The organism is Rhizobium sp. CAU 1783 (genome assembly GCF_054551725.1).
The window spans coordinates 371638-387889 of sequence record NZ_JBTOLM010000002.1 but is presented as its reverse complement, the minus strand read 5'-3'; the positions used below and the strand labels follow the sequence as shown (position 1 = coordinate 387889).

The following is a 16252-nucleotide window of genomic DNA, read 5'->3' as shown; positions in this document are numbered from 1 at the left end:
CTTCGCGCGACTTTACTGTACGAAACCGATAATGTCGCGGACTTCCTTCATGGTTTTTTCGGCTCGGGCGCGCGCCCTTTCGCCGCCATCCCGAAGGACGCTGTCGATGTAGGCGGTGTCGCCCATCAGGCGGCGCATTTCTCCGTTGACCGGCGACAGGACCTCAACGGCGAGCTCGACCAGCGCCGGCTTGAAGACCGAAAACTGCTGGCCACCGAACTCCTTCAGGACGTCTTCCTTGGTGCGATCCGAGAGCGCCGCGAAGATGCCGACCAGGTTGTCGGCTTCCGGGCGACCCTTCAAGCCTTCGGTCTCGCTCGGGAGCGCGTCCGGGTCGGTCTTGGCCTTGCGGATCTTCTTCGAGATCGCTTCGGCGTCATCCATCAGGTTGATGCGCGACAGGTCGGACGGATCCGACTTCGACATCTTCTTGGTGCCGTCCTTGAGGCTCATGACGCGGGGCGCAGGGCCGTCGATCAGCGGTTCGACCATCGGGAAATAGGCGTGTACCGGCTCGTCGCCGACGGTGATGTCCGTGCCGAGGCCGGTGCGGCGAATGTGCTCCATGAAGTCCATGTTGAACTTCATCGCGATGTCGCGGGTCAGCTCCAGGTGCTGCTTCTGGTCCTCGCCGACGGGCACATGCGTGGCACGATAGACGAGAATGTCGGCGGCCATCAGGCTCGGATAGGCATAGAGGCCGAGCGAGGCCTGCTCGCGGTCCTTGCCGGCCTTGTCCTTGAACTGCGTCATGCGGTTCATCCAGCCGATGCGGGCGACACAGTTGAAGATCCAGGCGAGTTCGGCATGCTGCGGCACGGCCGACTGGTTGAAGACGATATGCGCCTTCGGATCGATGCCGCTGGCGAGAAAGGCCGCGGTGATCGAGCGGATCTGGCCCGGCATGTCGTCGTGGACCAGCTGGGCGGTCAGGGCATGCAGGTCAACGACGCAATAGATGCAGTCGTGATGTTCCTGCAGCGCCACAAACTTGCGGATCGCGCCGAGATAATTGCCGAGATGGAGGTTGCCGGTCGGCTGAACGCCGGAAAAAACCAGCGGCTTGAACTCACCCATGATTGTCCTCAACAGGCTGGTGGAGGGCCCGATCTCTCGATCGAAATACGCTGCGGCTTATGCACGGCGCGCAGCCGACAATCAAGGGCTTCGTGGGCCGGCCAACGGGCGGCTAATCCGTCCGGTCACGCTACCCCGTAAGCAGCACTTCGGCACGAATTCCTTAATCAATATTAAGTATTTCGGCAACACATTCATATTATTGAGCAAATCCCTCCTTATTGATGTCATTTTTCGAAATGAAATACCCGTCCGCATCCTGTCAGACCTTTCATGACGAAAGGTCCTTTTCGGAGGGATATCATGCGCAAAACTTTTCGCGTCGCGCTTGCCTGCCTCTTGACGCTAGGCCTCAATGCCACCGCCGACGCCGGTGAACGCAAGAAGGCCCAGATTACAAAGCTGAAATATGATTACACCGCTGCCTACACCCTGCAACGCGTCAGCGTTCGGGCGAGTTGCTTCCCAACAAAATTGCGCATCATACTCGCGCACATTGCAGAACAAACCGGCCGAAGACCGGTCATTACTTCAGGCCACCGCCCCCACTCGGGCAGGTCGCAGCACACGCGCTGCTATGCGGCGGACATCCGCGTGCCGGGCGTTTCGGAAAAGCGGATCCTCGCCGCGGCAGCGACGGCGCCCGGCATCGGCGGCATCGGGCGTTACTGCAACGGCCTCGTCCATGTGGACATCGGCCCGCGGCGCGCCTGGGCGCATTGCCACAGACGATAGACGTCTCCTGCTGCAGGTTCAGCCCTTGCGCTGCAGGTTCCGCCGCAGCATGCCGAGGCTCGCACCACCGATGGCAAAGGCGACACCGAAGTAGATGACCATCGCGACAGCGATCAGGCCGGCGAGCGCCGCCACCTGATGGAAGAGAGAGGATTCGGGCGTCAGCCAGCCGGACCAGTAGTCCGACAGGTAGGCGAGCGCTACGGCCATGATTGCGGCAGCGACGATCAGGCGCATCGTACGGTGGAACAAGGCCCATTCCCAGGCAAGATGCCCGCGGCGATGAAGGGTCACGAAGAGCAGGACAGTATTGATCCAGCCGGCCGCCGCCTCGGCGACTGCGATACCGCGCTCGGCCAACAGCGGAAAGAGCGAGATCGCCAGGAGCGAGTTGATGACCACAGAGACGCCGGTGAAACGCATCGGCGTGCGGGTGTCCTCGCGCGCATAGAAGCCCGGCTGCAGCGCCTTGATCATCACGAAGCCGGGAAGGCCGATGCCGTAGATCGCCAGGATCGCTGCGACAACGGCGGTGTTTTGCTCGGAAAAGGCGCCGCGCTCATAGAGCACGCGGATGATCTCGTCCGACAGCACCCAGAGCGCCGCCGCCGCCGGCAGCGTCAGAAACAGCACGAATTCGATCGAGCGGTTCTGGAGGTTGCCGGCCTCCTTCATGAAGCCGCCCTTGAGGGCGCGCGCCAGTTCCGGAAGCAGGACAACGCCCACGGCAACCCCGACCACGCCGAGCGGCAGCTGGTAGATGCGGTCCGCATATTGGAGGGCGGCGATCGCGCCTTCCTTGCCGGAGGCGATCGCCTGACCGATGAGCTGGTTGATCTGCGTGATCCCGCCGGTGACAGCCGCCGGGACGGCGAGGATCAGCAGGCGCTTCACGTTGGGGGTGAAGCGCGGGAACTTGAAGGCGATGCTCATGCCCGCATGGCGAACACCGGCATAGACGACCGCCATCTGCAGCACGCCCGCGCCGAGCACCGACCAGGAGAGATACCAGGCCGTGGCGGCCGGGTCGGCACCGCTGTAGAGCGCCCAGAACAGGGCGCCGATCATCATCACATTGAGGAAGACCGGCGCGATCGCGGCGGCGAAGAAGTGATGCAGCGAGTTCAGCATGCCCGACAGCATCGCGGTCAGCGACATGCACATCAGGTAGGGGAACATGACGGCCGCGAGACGCACCGTCAGCGAGAACTTTTCCGGATCGTCAGAAAAACCGGGCGCGATGATCCATTCGACCAGCAACGGCATGGCGAGTTCCATGGCGATGGTGATCAGCATCAGCACGGAGAAGAGTACGCCGAAGACTTCTTCGGAGAAGCGCTTGGCCCCCTCGATGCCGTTCGCCTCGATCTCCTTGGCGAAAAGCGGAACGAAGGCGGCGTTGAACGCGCCTTCGGCAAACAGGCGGCGGAAGAGGTTCGGGAAGCGGAAGGCCGCATAGAAGACGTCTGCCATCGGGCCGGTGCCGAGCGCCGCCGCCATCAGCGTCTCGCGGGCAAAACCGAAGACGCGGCTGCCGAGGGTGGCGCCGCCGACGGTCATGAACTTCTTCACCAGTCCCATGGGTCAGACCTTGGCCTTCCTCTGCACCGGCACAGCGCGCTGCACCTGCGGCGCGATGATGCCCGACGGCATCCGGTCACGCAGTTCGTCGCTCTGCTCGCCCATCACGCCCTTCAACTGCGCGGCGATGCTGGCCTGGCGGTTTTCGTTGGTGACCTTCTGGCCGACCAGATCGGTGACGTAGAACGTGTCGATGACCTTCTCGCCGAAGGTGGTGATGCGGGCTGAATGGATGTCGAGCGACAGGTCCGACAGCACGGCAGTGATCTCGGCGAGCAGACCGATGCGGTCGAGGCACTCGACCTCGATGACGGTGAACTTGTTGGACAGCGCGTTCGAGATCGTCACATGCGGCTGGACGGGGAAGGTCTTGTTCTTCTTCTTGCCCTTGCTGCGGGTCGCGATCACCTCCGGCAGCCGCTTGCGGCCGGACAGCACGTCCTCGATCATCTTGCCGATCGTCGCGGCACGGCGCATCTCGTCTTCATCGATCGGGAATTCGCGGTTGACGAGGATCGTGTCGAGGGCGCGGCCATCCGACGTGGTGAAGATCTGCGCGTCGGCAATGTTGGCGCCCGCTGCGGCGCAGGCGCCGGCAATGATCGACAGCAGGCGCGGATGGTCGGGCGACAGAACGGTAATTTCCGTGATGGCATGGAAGGAGTGCGTCCTGACCATGGTCGCCAGCGCCTGGCCCGCCTTGTCTGCCTGCCGGATGAAATGGGCGTGGCGAACCTGATCCTCGAGCGCGACGGAGAGCAGATAAGGCTCGTAGTGGAGCTTGGTATAGGTCTTCTGGTCCTTCTGGCTCCAGTCGCCGAGCGACTTGGTCAGCATCTCGGCCGCATGCTTGGCGCGCTCCTTGCGGGAGACCTCCGAGAAGCCGCCGGAAAGCAGCAGTTCCGTTTCATAGTAGAGCGTGCGCAACAGCTGGCCCTTCCAGCCGTTCCACACACCCGGACCGACGGCGCGGATATCGCAGACCGTCAGCACCAGCAGCATCTTCAGGCGCTCGAGCGACTGCACGGTATCAGCAAAGTCGGTGATCGTCTTGCGGTCGTGAAGATCGCGCGTCTGGGCGACCATCGACATCAGGAGATGCTGTTCGATCAGCCAGGCGACCAGCTCGGTCTGTTTGGCATTGAGCCCGAACCGCGGGCAAAGCTTGCGTGCCACCTTGGCCCCGGCGATCGAATGGTCCTCCTGACGCCCCTTGGCGACGTCGTGCAGCAGCACGGCCACATAGAGAGACTGGCGATCCTCGATGCTCGGCATCACCTTGGCGGAGAGCGGATGGATCTCCTCGGACTTGCCCTTCTCGATCTCGGCCAAAACCTCGACGGTGCGGATCAGATGCTCGTCGACGGTATAGTGATGATACATGTTAAACTGCATCATCGAGACGATCTTGCCGAACTCGGGAATGAAACGCCCGAGCACGCCCGCCTCGTTCATCCGCCGGAGCATGAAACCCGGATCCTTGCGCGAGGTGAGAATGGCGAGGAACAGACGGTTCGCCTCCTCGCTTTCACGGAAATCGTTGTCGATCAGCGAGAGCGACCGCGTCACCGCCTTCAGCGCATCGGGATGGAATTCGAGACCGTTCAGGTCCGCAACATGGAACAGGCGCATGATCGAGACCGGATCACGCTTGAAGATGTCCGGATCGGCAATCGCGATGCGGCCGCGGTCCTCGATGAATTCCGGCGTTCCGGGGATCTTGCGCGGACGGTTGGCGAAGCGGCCGAGCACGCCGGTCAATCCGGGAGCGGCCTTCGCCTGCTGCTCCTCGAGCGTCGCGCAGAAGATGCGCGTCAGATCGCCGACATCCTTGGCGACGAGGAAGTAGTGCTTCATGAAGCGCTCGACCGCCGACAGGCCGGGCCGCGGCTGATAGCCGAGGCTGCGGGCGATCTCCGGCTGGATGTCGAAATAGAGGCGCTCTTCGGGCTTGCCGGTCAGATAGTGCATGTGGCAGCGAACTGCCCAGAGGAAATCGTCTGCCTTCTGGAACAGATGCCATTCATGGCGCGACAGGACGCCGAGACGCACCAGATCGGCAGCATCGCGGATGTGGTACTTGTACTTGGCGATCCAGAACAGCGTTTGCAGATCACGCAGACCGCCTTTGCCTTCCTTGACATTGGGCTCGACCAGATATCGGCTATCGCCTGCCTTGCGGTGGCGTTCGTCGCGCTCGGCGAGCTTGGCGGCGATGAATTCCGGCGCAGTGCCGTTCGCTACCTCCTGGTCGAAGCGGCGGTCCAGTTCGGTGACAAGCTCTTCCCGGCCACAGACGAAGCGCGCTTCGAGGATTGCCGTGCGGATCGTCATGTCGCTCTTCGAAAGGCGAATGGATTCGTCGATGGTCCGGGTCGCATGGCCGACCTTGAAGCCAATGTCCCACAGCAGGTAGAGCATGAATTCTACCGCCTTGTGCATGTTGCTGCTGATCTTCGGCGGCATCAGGAACAGCAGGTCGATGTCCGAGCCCGGCGCCAGCGTGCCGCGGCCATAGCCACCGACTGCCGCAACGGCGATCTGCTCGGCATTGTCCGGATAGACGTGGGTCACGACCAGATCGAAGATCACCGAAATTAACTGGTCCTGGATCCAGGAAATACGGCGTGCGCAGTCCATGCCGCTTCCGTCGGCAAAAAGCCGGGTGCGGGCAACTTCGCGTCCGTCGGCACTGGCTTTCTTGAGGATCGGCAGAACGCCGGCGCGAATATCGAGGAGGTGGCCGGCGTGGTTGCGGGCGACCGCCTCGCATTCAGCCTTCAGAGCGGCGACGTCGAGCAGTTCACCGTATTCAATGTCGAGTTTGGCCATTACTGCGGCTTGCTTTCCTGGCTGGCCGGCCGCTTCCGGACCGGAGACGGATGGCGCTATAGCGCCTTTACGGCACGTTGGACAGGGATATTAGCCGTCAAGACTTGCCAAGTTGTTTCCTCAGATCATAGAGCGCATCGAGCGCCTGACGCGGCGTCATGTCGTCGAGATCGAGGCTTTTCAGGGCCTCCTCGACCTTCGAGGGACCGGATTTCCTTGCCTCCTCGCGGCGCACCGCGACCTGGAAGAGCGGCAGGTCGTCGATCAGCGAGCTTGCGGGATTCTTGCGGTCGGCGTCTTCGAGATGCGAGAGCACGTCGCGGGCGCGCGACACGACGGAGGCCGGGAGACCCGCAAGGCGCGCCACCTGGATACCGTAAGAGCGGTCGGCGGCACCCGGGCCGACCTCATGGAGGAAGATCACGTCCCCGTCCCACTCCTTCACCCGCATGGTGACATTGGACAGGCGGTCCAGCTTTTCCGACAGTACGGTCAGTTCATGGAAATGGGTGGCGAACAGTGAACGGCAGCGGTTGACCTCGTGCAGGTGCTCCACCGCCGCCCAAGCGATCGACAGCCCGTCGAAGGTCGCCGTTCCGCGGCCGATCTCATCCAGAATGACGAGGGAACGATCGCCGGCCTGGTTTAGGATCGCCGCCGTCTCGACCATCTCGACCATGAAGGTCGAGCGGCCACGTGCCAAATCGTCGGATGCCCCGACGCGCGAGAAGAGCCGATCGACGACGCCGATATGGGCGGAGCCCGCCGGCACGAAGGAACCCATCTGAGCCATGATGGCAATCAGGGCGTTCTGGCGCAGGAAGGTCGACTTACCGCCCATGTTGGGGCCAGTCAGCAGCCAGATCGCGCCGTCGGAGCCGCCCTCCGAGGGCGAAAGATTGCAGTCGTTGGCGATGAAGGGGCTCGCCGCCTGCCGGCGCAGCGCCTGCTCGACCACCGGATGGCGACCGGCGACGATCGAGAACATCCGGCTGTTGTCGACCAGCGGCCGGCAATAGCCCTGCTCCTCGGCGAGCGCGGCGAGACCGGCCGCGACGTCGATCGCGGCCAGCGCCCGGGCGGCGGCCTTGATCGGCTCGGCAGCGCCGACGACGGCGGCGGTCATGCGGTCGAAGGCCTCCAGTTCGATCGACAGTGCCTGGCCGGCGGCATTGGCGATGCGGCTTTCGAGGTCGGCGAGTTCGGTCGTCGTGAAGCGCATCGCACTCGCCATGGTTTGGCGGTGGATGAAGCGCGCCTTCGCCGCCTCGCCCTCGGTCATCGTGCCGGAATTGCCGGCCGTCACCTCGATGAAGTAGCCGAGCACGTTGTTGTGCTTGATCTTGAGCGACTTGATGCCGGTCTCCTCGGCATATTGTAGCTGCAATCCGGCAATCACGCGGCGCGACTGGTCGCGAAGCGCGCGCACTTCGTCGAGTTCCGGTACTGCACCTTCGCGCAGGAAACCGCCGTCGCGCTTGAGGAGCGGCAGGTCGTCCGCCAGCATCGTTGCCAGGAGTTCCCCGAGTTCGCGCGGCAGGGTGGCGATGTCGGAAAGGGCATCAGAAAGCTCTGCGGGGAGCGGGATCGAAGCCAGGAGACGGCCGACCTCGTGCGCCGCCGACAGGCCGTGCAATATGGCACCGAGATCGCGCGGCCCGCCACGGTCGAGGGCAAGGCGGGAGAGCGCGCGCGGCATGTCCGGTACCCGCTTCAACGCATCACGCAGACGGTCGGCGAGCGAGGGCTCCGAAAGCATCAGGGCAACCGCATCCTGCCTAAGCGCGATGGCGTCCGGGTCGGTCAGCGGGGACATCAGCCGTTCGGCGAGAAGGCGGGCGCCTCCGCCCGTCACCGTGCGGTCGATCGCCTTCAGGAGCGAACCGTTGCGATCGCCCGACAACGTCTTCACAAGCTCGAGATTGGCGCGGGTCGCCGGATCGATGAAGAGGGTCGAGGCGGCGCTCTGCCGCTCGGGAAGCCCGAGTGGCGGGCGCTCAGAGATCTGGGTTTTTTCGACATAGGCGACTGCTGCGGCTGCTGCCGCCGTCTCCGCGCGCGAAAAGCTGCCGAAGCCGTCGAGCGTTCCCACGCCGAAATAGCGGGCGATGCGGCCCTCTGCGGTCGCACTGTCAAACAGGATGGCCGGCTGCGGCACCACGACGCGGCCGAGCACATCGAAGGCCGGCTTCAGTTCCGGATCGAAGAACAGCGTGTCGGCGACGATGAGTTCGCGTGGCTCGATCCGCAGGATGTCGGCGAGGAGCCGGGTCTCGTCCGTCTCGGCCAGGCGGAAGACGCCGGTGGAGATGTCGATCCAGGCGAGCGCCATCTGCGGTGTGGAACCGCCGCGGATGCGGGAGAGCGCCATCAGATAGTTGGACTCGGATGGGGAGAGCAGCTTCTCCTCGGTCAGCGTGCCGGGGGTGACGAGGCGCACGACGTCGCGCTTCACCACCGACTTGGAGCCGCGCTTCTTGGCTTCTGCAGGATCCTCGACCTGCTCGCAGACAGCGACTCGGAAGCCGAGCGAGATCAGCTTCTGCAGGTAGTCGTCGGCCGCGTGGACCGGCACGCCGCACATGGGAATATCGAGACCGAGATGCTGGCCGCGCTTGGTGAGCGTGATGCCCAGCGCACGCGATGCCTCCACCGCATCCTCGAAGAACAGCTCGTAGAAGTCGCCCATCCGGTAGAACAGCAGGCTGCCCGGATTGTTGGCCTTGATCTCGATATACTGTTCCATCATCGGGGTCGCGGAAGCGCGACTTTCCTCCGAGGCGAGCTCGGCGGCGTTCAGGACCTCGTTCGTGGGGGTGCTGTTGATCGTCACTGTCTAAAGTTTTCTTGAAAAAGAAGTCGTGCAACACTAACGACCTTGGCCAAGCAAAAACAACCACCAAGGACAGCCATGGGAAGGCTGCCCACAACAAGCTTCGAGGGAACATGGCAAGCAGGGATCGCAACGAACGCAGCAAGACGTCCGTCACGGAACAGGAAGCGCTCGATTTTCACGCACAGGGTCGTCCGGGCAAACTGGAGATCACGCCGACGAAGGCGATGGCGACACAACGCGACCTTTCGCTCGCCTATTCGCCCGGCGTCGCCGTGCCCGTGAAGGCGATCGCCGCGGATCCCGCAACCGCCTACGATTACACCACGCGCGGCAACATGGTGGCCGTCATCTCGAATGGCACGGCGATCCTCGGCCTCGGCAATCTTGGTGCGCTGGCCTCCAAGCCGGTGATGGAGGGCAAGTCCGTTCTCTTCAAGCGCTTTGCCGACGTCGATTCGATCGACCTTGAGGTCGACACCGAGAATGTCGAGGAATTCATCAACTGCGTGCGCTATCTCGGCCCCTCCTTCGGCGGCATCAACCTCGAGGACATCAAGGCTCCCGACTGCTTCATCATCGAACAGCGGCTGCGCGAGATCATGGACATCCCGGTCTTCCATGACGACCAGCACGGCACCGCGATCATCGCCGCCGCCGGCCTGATCAACGCACTCGAACTCACCGGGCGCGACTTCAAGACGACGAAGCTCGTCTGCAACGGCGCGGGCGCGGCGGCGATCGCCTGCATCGAGCTGATCAAGGCGATGGGCTTCAATCCGGCCAACATCATTCTCTGCGACACCAAGGGCGTAATCTACCAGGGCCGGTCCGAGGGCATGAACCAGTGGAAGTCGGCGCATGCGGTCAAGACCGACAGGCGGACGCTGACGGAGGCCATGGCAGACGCCGACGTGGTGCTCGGCCTGTCGCAGAAGGGGGCGTTTTCCGCGGACATGATCCGCTCGATGGCACCCAATCCGATCATCTTCGCCATGGCGAACCCCGATCCGGAAATCACGCCGGAAGAGGTCGCCGAGATCCGCGACGACGCCATCATGGCAACCGGCCGGTCGGACTATCCGAACCAGGTCAACAACGTGCTCGGCTTTCCCTACATCTTCCGCGGCGCGCTCGATGTCCGCGCCTCGCAGATCAACGACGCGATGAAGATCGCCGCCGTCCGGGCGCTGGCGAGCCTCGCCCGCGAGGATGTGCCGGACGACGTCGCTGCCGCCTACCAGGGCAATCGTCCGCGCTTCGGCGCCCAGTACATCATTCCGGTTCCCTTCGACCCGCGGCTGATCTCCGCCATTCCGGTCGCGGTCGCCAAGGCGGCCATGGAGACGGGCGTCGCGCGCAAGGCGATCGACGATCTCGACGCCTACGCCCGCGAGCTTTCGGCCCGCCGCGACCCGATCGCCGCGACCACGCAGCGCCTCTACGAGCGGGTGCGCCAGAACCCGAAGCGCGTGGTTTTCGCCGAGGGCGAGGAGGAACAGGTAATGCGGGCGGCGATTTCCTTCGTCAACCAGGGCCTCGGCACCGCCATCCTGCTCGGCCGCGATGCGCCGCTGAAGGAGACGGCCGAACGCGCCGGCATCGATCTCGACCGTCCCGGCATCGAGGTCGTCAACGCCCGCGTCTCGAACCGCGTCGAGGCCTATACCGAATATCTCTATTCGCGCCTGCAGCGCAAAGGCTACCTGCTGCGCGACTGCCAGCGCCTCGTCAACACGGATCGCAACCACTTCGCCGCCTGCATGGTGGCGCTGGGCGACGCGGACGCGATGGTGACCGGCACCACCCGAAACTACTCGACCGCACTCGAGGATGTCCGCCGGTGCATCGACCCTCAGCCCGGCCACCGGGTGATCGGCGTGTCTCTTGCACTGACCCGCGGTCGCACCGTGCTGGTCGCCGACACGGCGGTCCACGACATGCCGACGGCGGAAGAGCTTGCCGACATCGCCGAAGAGGCCGCGGGCCTTGCCCATCGCCTCGGCTACGAGCCGCGGGTTGCGCTTCTCGCCTACTCTACGTTCGGCCACCCCACGGGCGAACGCTCCGAGCGTCTGCGCGAAGCGGTGAAGATCCTCGACAAGCGCCGCGTCGACTTCGAATATGACGGGGAGATGGGTGCCGACGTGGCCCTCAATGCCCACCGCATGGAACAGTATCCGTTCTGCCGCCTGTCGGGCACGGCAAACGTGCTTGTCATGCCCGCCATCCACTCGGCGTCGATCTCGACCAAGATGCTCCAGGAACTCGGCGGCTCGACCGTGATCGGACCGCTTCTGGTCGGCCTCGAGAAGTCTGTGCAGATTGCCCAGATCGGGGCAAAGGACACCGACATCGTCAACATGGCGGCCATTGCCGCCTACAACGCGCTTTAAGCTCTTGCGTTTTCGTCCGGATCGATGCCCGTCGACCGGACGAAACCTTCGAGTGCCTCCATGTCCGCGGCCAGTGCCTCGCGCAGCCATGCCCCGAAGACCTCGACCTTCGGATCGTGGGGAGCGTTTTCGGCTGTGACAAGATAGTGCCCGTCGCCGGTTGCGGCGAAAGGCCCGAAAGGCACGACAAGCTGTCCGCTCTGGATCGCATGGGAGGCAAGCGTCTGCCATGCCAGCATGACGCCCTGGCCTGCGATCACCGCATCAAGGCAGAGCGACGCCTCGTTGAACACATGCCGCCCCGTCACCCGGCCGACGGGCAATCCCGCACGTTCAAGCCACACATCGCGTGAAAACAGAGCGCGTGCATCCACGACCCACGGCATGTCCAGAAGATCCGCGGGCGAAGCAAGACCGGCAGCAAGCGCCGGCGCACAGACGGGAAAGACGCGCTGCTGCAAAAGAAGGTCGGCCCGCACGCCCGGCCAGCGTCCCCTTCCAACCCGAATACAGAGATCGACATCGCCGACATTGGGATCGGCGAGACGGTCGGTGGCGTCGAGCCGGATTCGGATATCCGGATGACGCTCGGCAAAGCGGCCCAGCCTGAACACGAGCCATCGCGCGGCAAAGACGGGTGCGACCGAGATCGTCAGGACGTCATCGCGCTCGTGGCGCACTACTTCCACTGCGCGGGAAATCCCGCCGAACGCTTCTGTCAGGCGCGCAACGAAATCGCGCCCGCCCGGCAGCACCACGAGACCGCGTGGCTCCCTTGCGAAAAGGGTTCGCCCCAGCTGTGTCTCGCACTTGATGACCTGCTGGCTGACGGCGCCGATGGTAACGCCGAGTTCATCTGCGGCGGCCTGCAACGAGCCTAGGCGGGCGACCGCCTCCACCGCCCGCAAGCCATTCAGGGTAATCACATTCAGGTTGCGCATGCAGAAAATCTACACACCTCTGCGGAATACATCAATGGATGGAGCCTGCCTCTGGGACTATACCACTGAAATAACGAAATTTTCAGCACCCACCAGGAATAGGAGGCCAAAGCATGCTCAAGATATTCTTGAATTTCCTCAACCGCTTCCGCAGTCCGGAACAGAGATTGGAATTCTGTGCGGAGGGGATCCGCGACCCGCTCGGCCATCCGCAGATTGCAGCCATGGACGAGCGCCGCAGGGCAGACCTGCCGTTCGATCCTCGTGCGATCCCGCCGGAATGATTGATGAAGAGGATTCGCCCGCGGCTATTTCCCAGAGGGATCCAGCGGGCGAAAGGTCGTCAGCTGGCGAAACGGCCGGCGTCGGCGCCGTAATAGTTGCGGTAGCGATCTGAAATGCTGGAAATCGGCAGCACGATCAAAACATCCGTGGTGTTGAAGGCATGATCGACGACGGCGCCTTCCCCGACCATGGCGCCGAGCCGCAGATAGCCCTTGATCAGGGGCGGCATGGCCGATAGCGCCTTGCGGGGATTGACCGCCTCGACAGGCATCAGGTCCATTTCGCGATAGAGTTCCGGCAACGCCTTCACTGCCCACTCCCCGCGTGCGACCGCGTTGTGGTGAAGGAAGGAAAGCGCCAGCGCGTGCTCCTCCGGACGAATGCCCGGGAAGGAACCGCAACCGAACATCGCGTCGGCGCGATGCATCAGCGCATAGGCCCAGCATCCCTGCCACAGGAGTTCAACGGTGCGCTTGGTCCGGTATTCCGGCAGCACGCAGGAGCGGCCGAGTTCCATGAAACGCTTGCCCGGATGGCGGGCCATCAGTTCGTTGACGGCGAATTCGGACGCGGAATAGAAGCCGCCATGCGCGCGAGCCACTTCATGGCGCAGCAGTCGATAGGTACCGACGATCTGGTCTTCCGCGTCGCCCTCGATCGAGCGGTCAACGACGAGCAGGTGGTCGCAAACCGCGTCCCAGGCATCGACGTCGCGCTTGCGGCGCGCGGCATCCGGGGCGATCTGCGCGTTCATCTCCTCGACGAACACACGATAGCGGACGGCCTGTGCGGCATCGATTTCACGATCGTTGCGGGCAAGCCGAGTCTCCAGGTTGCCGATGCGCCCCAGAAGCCCCTCGGTCGAGCCGACAGTCTCCGTAGCGGACGTCGCACCACCATCAACCAGGGACCCACGATCCAAAAGTTCAATGCTCATAGCGACTCGTCCGAATTGCGTTTCAAGGCCTTTAAACACGTCGTTGCGACAACAAAGTGACAGACCGACGACATCTCCACGAAGAAGAACCTCCATCCAATCTGTGCCGCCGGCGCCGTCTGACGCTTGGTTTGCGACATTTTATGCCTTCGACCGGCGATGCGCCAGTATCTCGTCCAAAAGAATAAGGCCCGCTCCAACGGTAATGAAGCTGTCGGCAAGATTGAACACGGCAAAAGACCAGGTGCGGGTATAGAACAAGATGTAGTCGACGACGTGGCCATAGACGAACCGGTCGATGATGTTGCCGAGCGCACCGGCGATGATCATCGCGAAGCCGAGATGGGCGATATGGTGCCCCTCGCCTGTCCGGCGCCACAGCCAGAGAACGAAGGCGACGATCGCAACCCGAAGGGCGACGATGAACCATCCGTCGGCATCCGACAGCATTGAGAAGGCCACACCGAGATTGTGGGTGCGGTAAAGGGCCAACATCGGCATCACCGGCACGAGCTCGTGCATCGGCAGATAGACCTCGACCGCCAGCTTGATGACCTGATCGAGCATGAGCGCGACCAGAATGAAGATTGCCGCGGGAAGCGGCCGACTGAAGGGCGCGAGCATGTCGTTCATTGCGGCTTGTCAAGCACGAGGAGATGGCGGCGCACCTCGAACAGCATGACGCCCGTCGCCACGGCGAGATTGAGCGAGTCCGCCCTGCCGGTCTGCGGAATGCGGGCCAGAGAGTCGGCTGCTGCGGCAAGGTCATCGGGAAGACCGGACTGCTCGTTGCCCATCATCAGCACGACCGGCTTGCTGCGATAATCGATGGTCCGGTAGTCGACGGCGCCTGCCAGATGCGTTGCGACGAGGCGGGCTCCGCAATCCTTCTTCCAGCGCAGGAAGTCGGCCGGCGTCGTCTTGACCAGCGGCACGGCGAAGAGCGATCCCATGGTCGCCCGCACCGTCTCCAGCGAAAACGGATCGGTGCAGTCGCCGACGAGAATGACGCCCGAGGCGCCAGCGGCGTCGGCGGTGCGGATGATGGTTCCGAGATTACCCGGGTCGCGCACGCGGTCGAGTGCCACCCAGGTCTCCGTCCCGGACGGGCGAACTTCCTTCAATGTCGTCCAGCGCTGCTCGAAGATGCCCGCCACCATCTGCGGGTTTTCGCGCCGGGTGATCGACGACATCACCTTTTCGCTGACTTCGAGCACAAGGCCGCCGGACGCGATCGTCCGGGCCGCGACCTTCTCGACCATAGGCTTGCCCTTGGCCGCCTTGGAATAGACCAGCGTTCGGATTGTCCAACCAAGGTCGAGCGCATCGATCACCAGCTTCAGGCCCTCTGCCATGAAGCTCTTCGTTTCGTCACGCGCCTTCTTCAGCGTCAGCGCCTTGATGTCCTTGATGATCGGGTTGGCAAGGCTGGTGATTTCCTTGACCTGCCCGACGCGGCGGGCGCCTTCGTGTCTATAGTCGTCGGTCATTTCGGCACCCAGCGGCTAAAAAGGGAGGTGGAGAGTGCACGCCCCGGCGTCTTTCCGTCCAGGCCTGCCTCACGGATCACCAGTTCACCAGATTCGACCGTGCCGCCCTTGCCGCGCATCGTTTCGCGCATGAGCTCGTGGATCGAGTAGAAGCTCGCCCGGATCGAATAGGCCGTCAGCACAAGGCCGAGCGCCTTCGGCGCCAGAAGTTCGCGGCAGATGTCGAGCATTAGCGGGAGATGGTCGAAGAGCTGCCAGACCTCGCCGTTCGGGCCACGCCCAAATTTCGGAGGGTCGGTCAGGATGATGTCGTAGCGGTGGCCGCGACGCTCCTCGCGCTGGACGAACTTCATGGCGTCATCGCAGATCCAGCGGATTGGCGCCCTGTCGAGACGGCTCAGCGCCTGGTTCTCGCGAGCCCAGCCGATGGCCTTCTTGGACGCGTCGACATGGGTGACCTCGGCGCCGGCTGCAGCCGCGACAAGCGAGGCGACACCGGTGTAGCCGAAAAGGTTCAGCACCTTCAGCGGTCGGTTCGCGGTCTCGATCCGCTCCTTCATCCAGCTCCAGTGGGCGATCTGTTCGGGGAACACGCCGACATGGCGAAAAGCGGTGAAGCGGCCATGGAAATCAATGCCGAGCAGCGACAGCGGCCAGGTCTCGCCAAGAGCCTCGCGCGGGAACCGCCAACGGCCCATGCCGTCCTCGTCCGTGTCGCCGGTGAAGATCGCGTCCGCCCGTTCCCAGACATGCGCCGGAAGTGCGCGCGGCCAGAGCGCCTGGGCCTCGGGGCGCACGATGCGGTAGGGACCGTATTGCTCGAGCTTCAACCCTTCGCCGCTGTCGATCAGATGAAAATCGCCGGCCCCATGGGACTCGAGGATCAACGGAACGCGCTCGGCCGGACGCTCGCCGCTGCGGATCGTAAGCGTGCGCGCGGGTTCTGCGGCAGCATCGCCCTTGGCGTCCGCGGGGCTCGCGGCTTCGGCAGCCCTCACCGAACGGGGTGCGGCATCGCCATGACGGTCATTGCGCGGCTTGAAGGACCCGGCCTTTTCCGCATTCCGTGCACCGCCCTTCGGCCCACCGGACTTTCCGGCTTTTCCGGCGGATGCCTTCTGCATCGGCCGGCGTTCCTTGTTCTT

The 16252-nt window shown here is 63.6% G+C and carries 12 protein-coding genes; 3 read left to right on the top strand and 9 right to left on the bottom strand.

Annotation, left to right across the window (positions count from 1 at the left end):
• Positions 1-12: 12 nt before the first annotated feature.
• On the bottom strand, positions 13-1077 hold the full coding sequence (gene trpS / locus ACX93L_RS08615) for a tryptophan--tRNA ligase (protein ID WP_459404477.1): 1065 nt from the start codon (positions 1075-1077) through the stop codon (positions 13-15).
• A 303-nt stretch (positions 1078-1380) separates the two neighbouring features.
• Here trpS and ACX93L_RS08610 point away from each other — a divergent pair, with 303 nt between their 5' ends.
• Positions 1381-1812 carry a YcbK family protein gene (locus tag ACX93L_RS08610; protein ID WP_459404476.1) on the top strand — a complete coding sequence of 144 codons (432 nt, stop codon included), beginning with the start codon at positions 1381-1383 and terminating at the stop codon, positions 1810-1812.
• A gap of 18 nt (positions 1813-1830) precedes the next feature.
• Here the strand turns inward: ACX93L_RS08610 and murJ are convergent, their stop codons facing one another.
• The 3 genes from murJ to mutS all read right to left on the bottom strand — a co-directional run bounded on the left by murJ (position 1831) and on the right by mutS (position 9058).
• Positions 1831-3393: a murein biosynthesis integral membrane protein MurJ gene (gene murJ, locus ACX93L_RS08605; protein WP_459404475.1), complete on the bottom strand. Its 1563-nt coding sequence runs from the start codon at positions 3391-3393 to the stop codon at positions 1831-1833.
• A 3-nt stretch (positions 3394-3396) separates the two neighbouring features.
• Positions 3397-6225 carry a [protein-PII] uridylyltransferase gene (locus tag ACX93L_RS08600; protein WP_459404474.1) on the bottom strand — a complete coding sequence of 943 codons (2829 nt, stop codon included), beginning with the start codon at positions 6223-6225 and terminating at the stop codon, positions 3397-3399.
• A gap of 97 nt (positions 6226-6322) precedes the next feature.
• Positions 6323-9058 carry a DNA mismatch repair protein MutS gene (gene mutS / locus ACX93L_RS08595; protein WP_459404473.1) on the bottom strand — a complete coding sequence of 912 codons (2736 nt, stop codon included), beginning with the start codon at positions 9056-9058 and terminating at the stop codon, positions 6323-6325.
• A 113-nt stretch (positions 9059-9171) separates the two neighbouring features.
• On the opposite strand from mutS, the gene ACX93L_RS08590 reads away from it, so the two are divergent.
• Entirely contained in the window at positions 9172-11454 is a 2283-nt protein-coding gene (locus ACX93L_RS08590) for an NADP-dependent malic enzyme (protein ID WP_459404472.1), read from the top strand.
• Here the strand turns inward: ACX93L_RS08590 and ACX93L_RS08585 are convergent.
• Complete coding sequence (locus ACX93L_RS08585) at positions 11451-12395, bottom strand: LysR substrate-binding domain-containing protein (protein ID WP_459404471.1); 945 nt, start codon at positions 12393-12395, stop codon at positions 11451-11453. The genes ACX93L_RS08590 and ACX93L_RS08585 overlap by 4 nt on opposite strands.
• A 113-nt stretch (positions 12396-12508) precedes the next feature.
• Between ACX93L_RS08585 and ACX93L_RS08580 the strand changes: the two genes are divergently transcribed.
• Positions 12509-12679 (top strand): hypothetical protein, encoded by a 171-nt coding sequence (locus tag ACX93L_RS08580; protein ID WP_459404470.1) that lies wholly within the window; start codon positions 12509-12511, stop codon positions 12677-12679.
• Positions 12680-12738: 59 nt separating this feature from the next.
• Here the strand turns inward: ACX93L_RS08580 and olsB are convergent, their stop codons facing one another.
• The 4 genes from olsB to ACX93L_RS08560 all read right to left on the bottom strand — a co-directional run bounded on the left by olsB (position 12739) and on the right by ACX93L_RS08560 (position 16231).
• Positions 12739-13617: a l-ornithine N(alpha)-acyltransferase gene (olsB, locus tag ACX93L_RS08575; protein ID WP_459404469.1), complete on the bottom strand. Its 879-nt coding sequence runs from the start codon at positions 13615-13617 to the stop codon at positions 12739-12741.
• A 141-nt stretch (positions 13618-13758) separates the two neighbouring features.
• A complete protein-coding gene (gene lspA, locus ACX93L_RS08570; protein ID WP_459404468.1) occupies positions 13759-14250 on the bottom strand; it encodes a signal peptidase II in 492 nt (163 codons plus the stop codon).
• Entirely contained in the window at positions 14247-15107 is an 861-nt protein-coding gene (locus ACX93L_RS08565) for a TrmH family RNA methyltransferase (protein WP_459404467.1), read from the bottom strand. The genes lspA and ACX93L_RS08565 overlap by 4 nt, the downstream gene beginning before the upstream one ends.
• Complete coding sequence (locus ACX93L_RS08560) at positions 15104-16231, bottom strand: class I SAM-dependent methyltransferase (RefSeq protein ID WP_459404466.1); 1128 nt, start codon at positions 16229-16231, stop codon at positions 15104-15106. The genes ACX93L_RS08565 and ACX93L_RS08560 overlap by 4 nt, the downstream gene beginning before the upstream one ends.
• Positions 16232-16252: the final 21 nt, after the last annotated feature.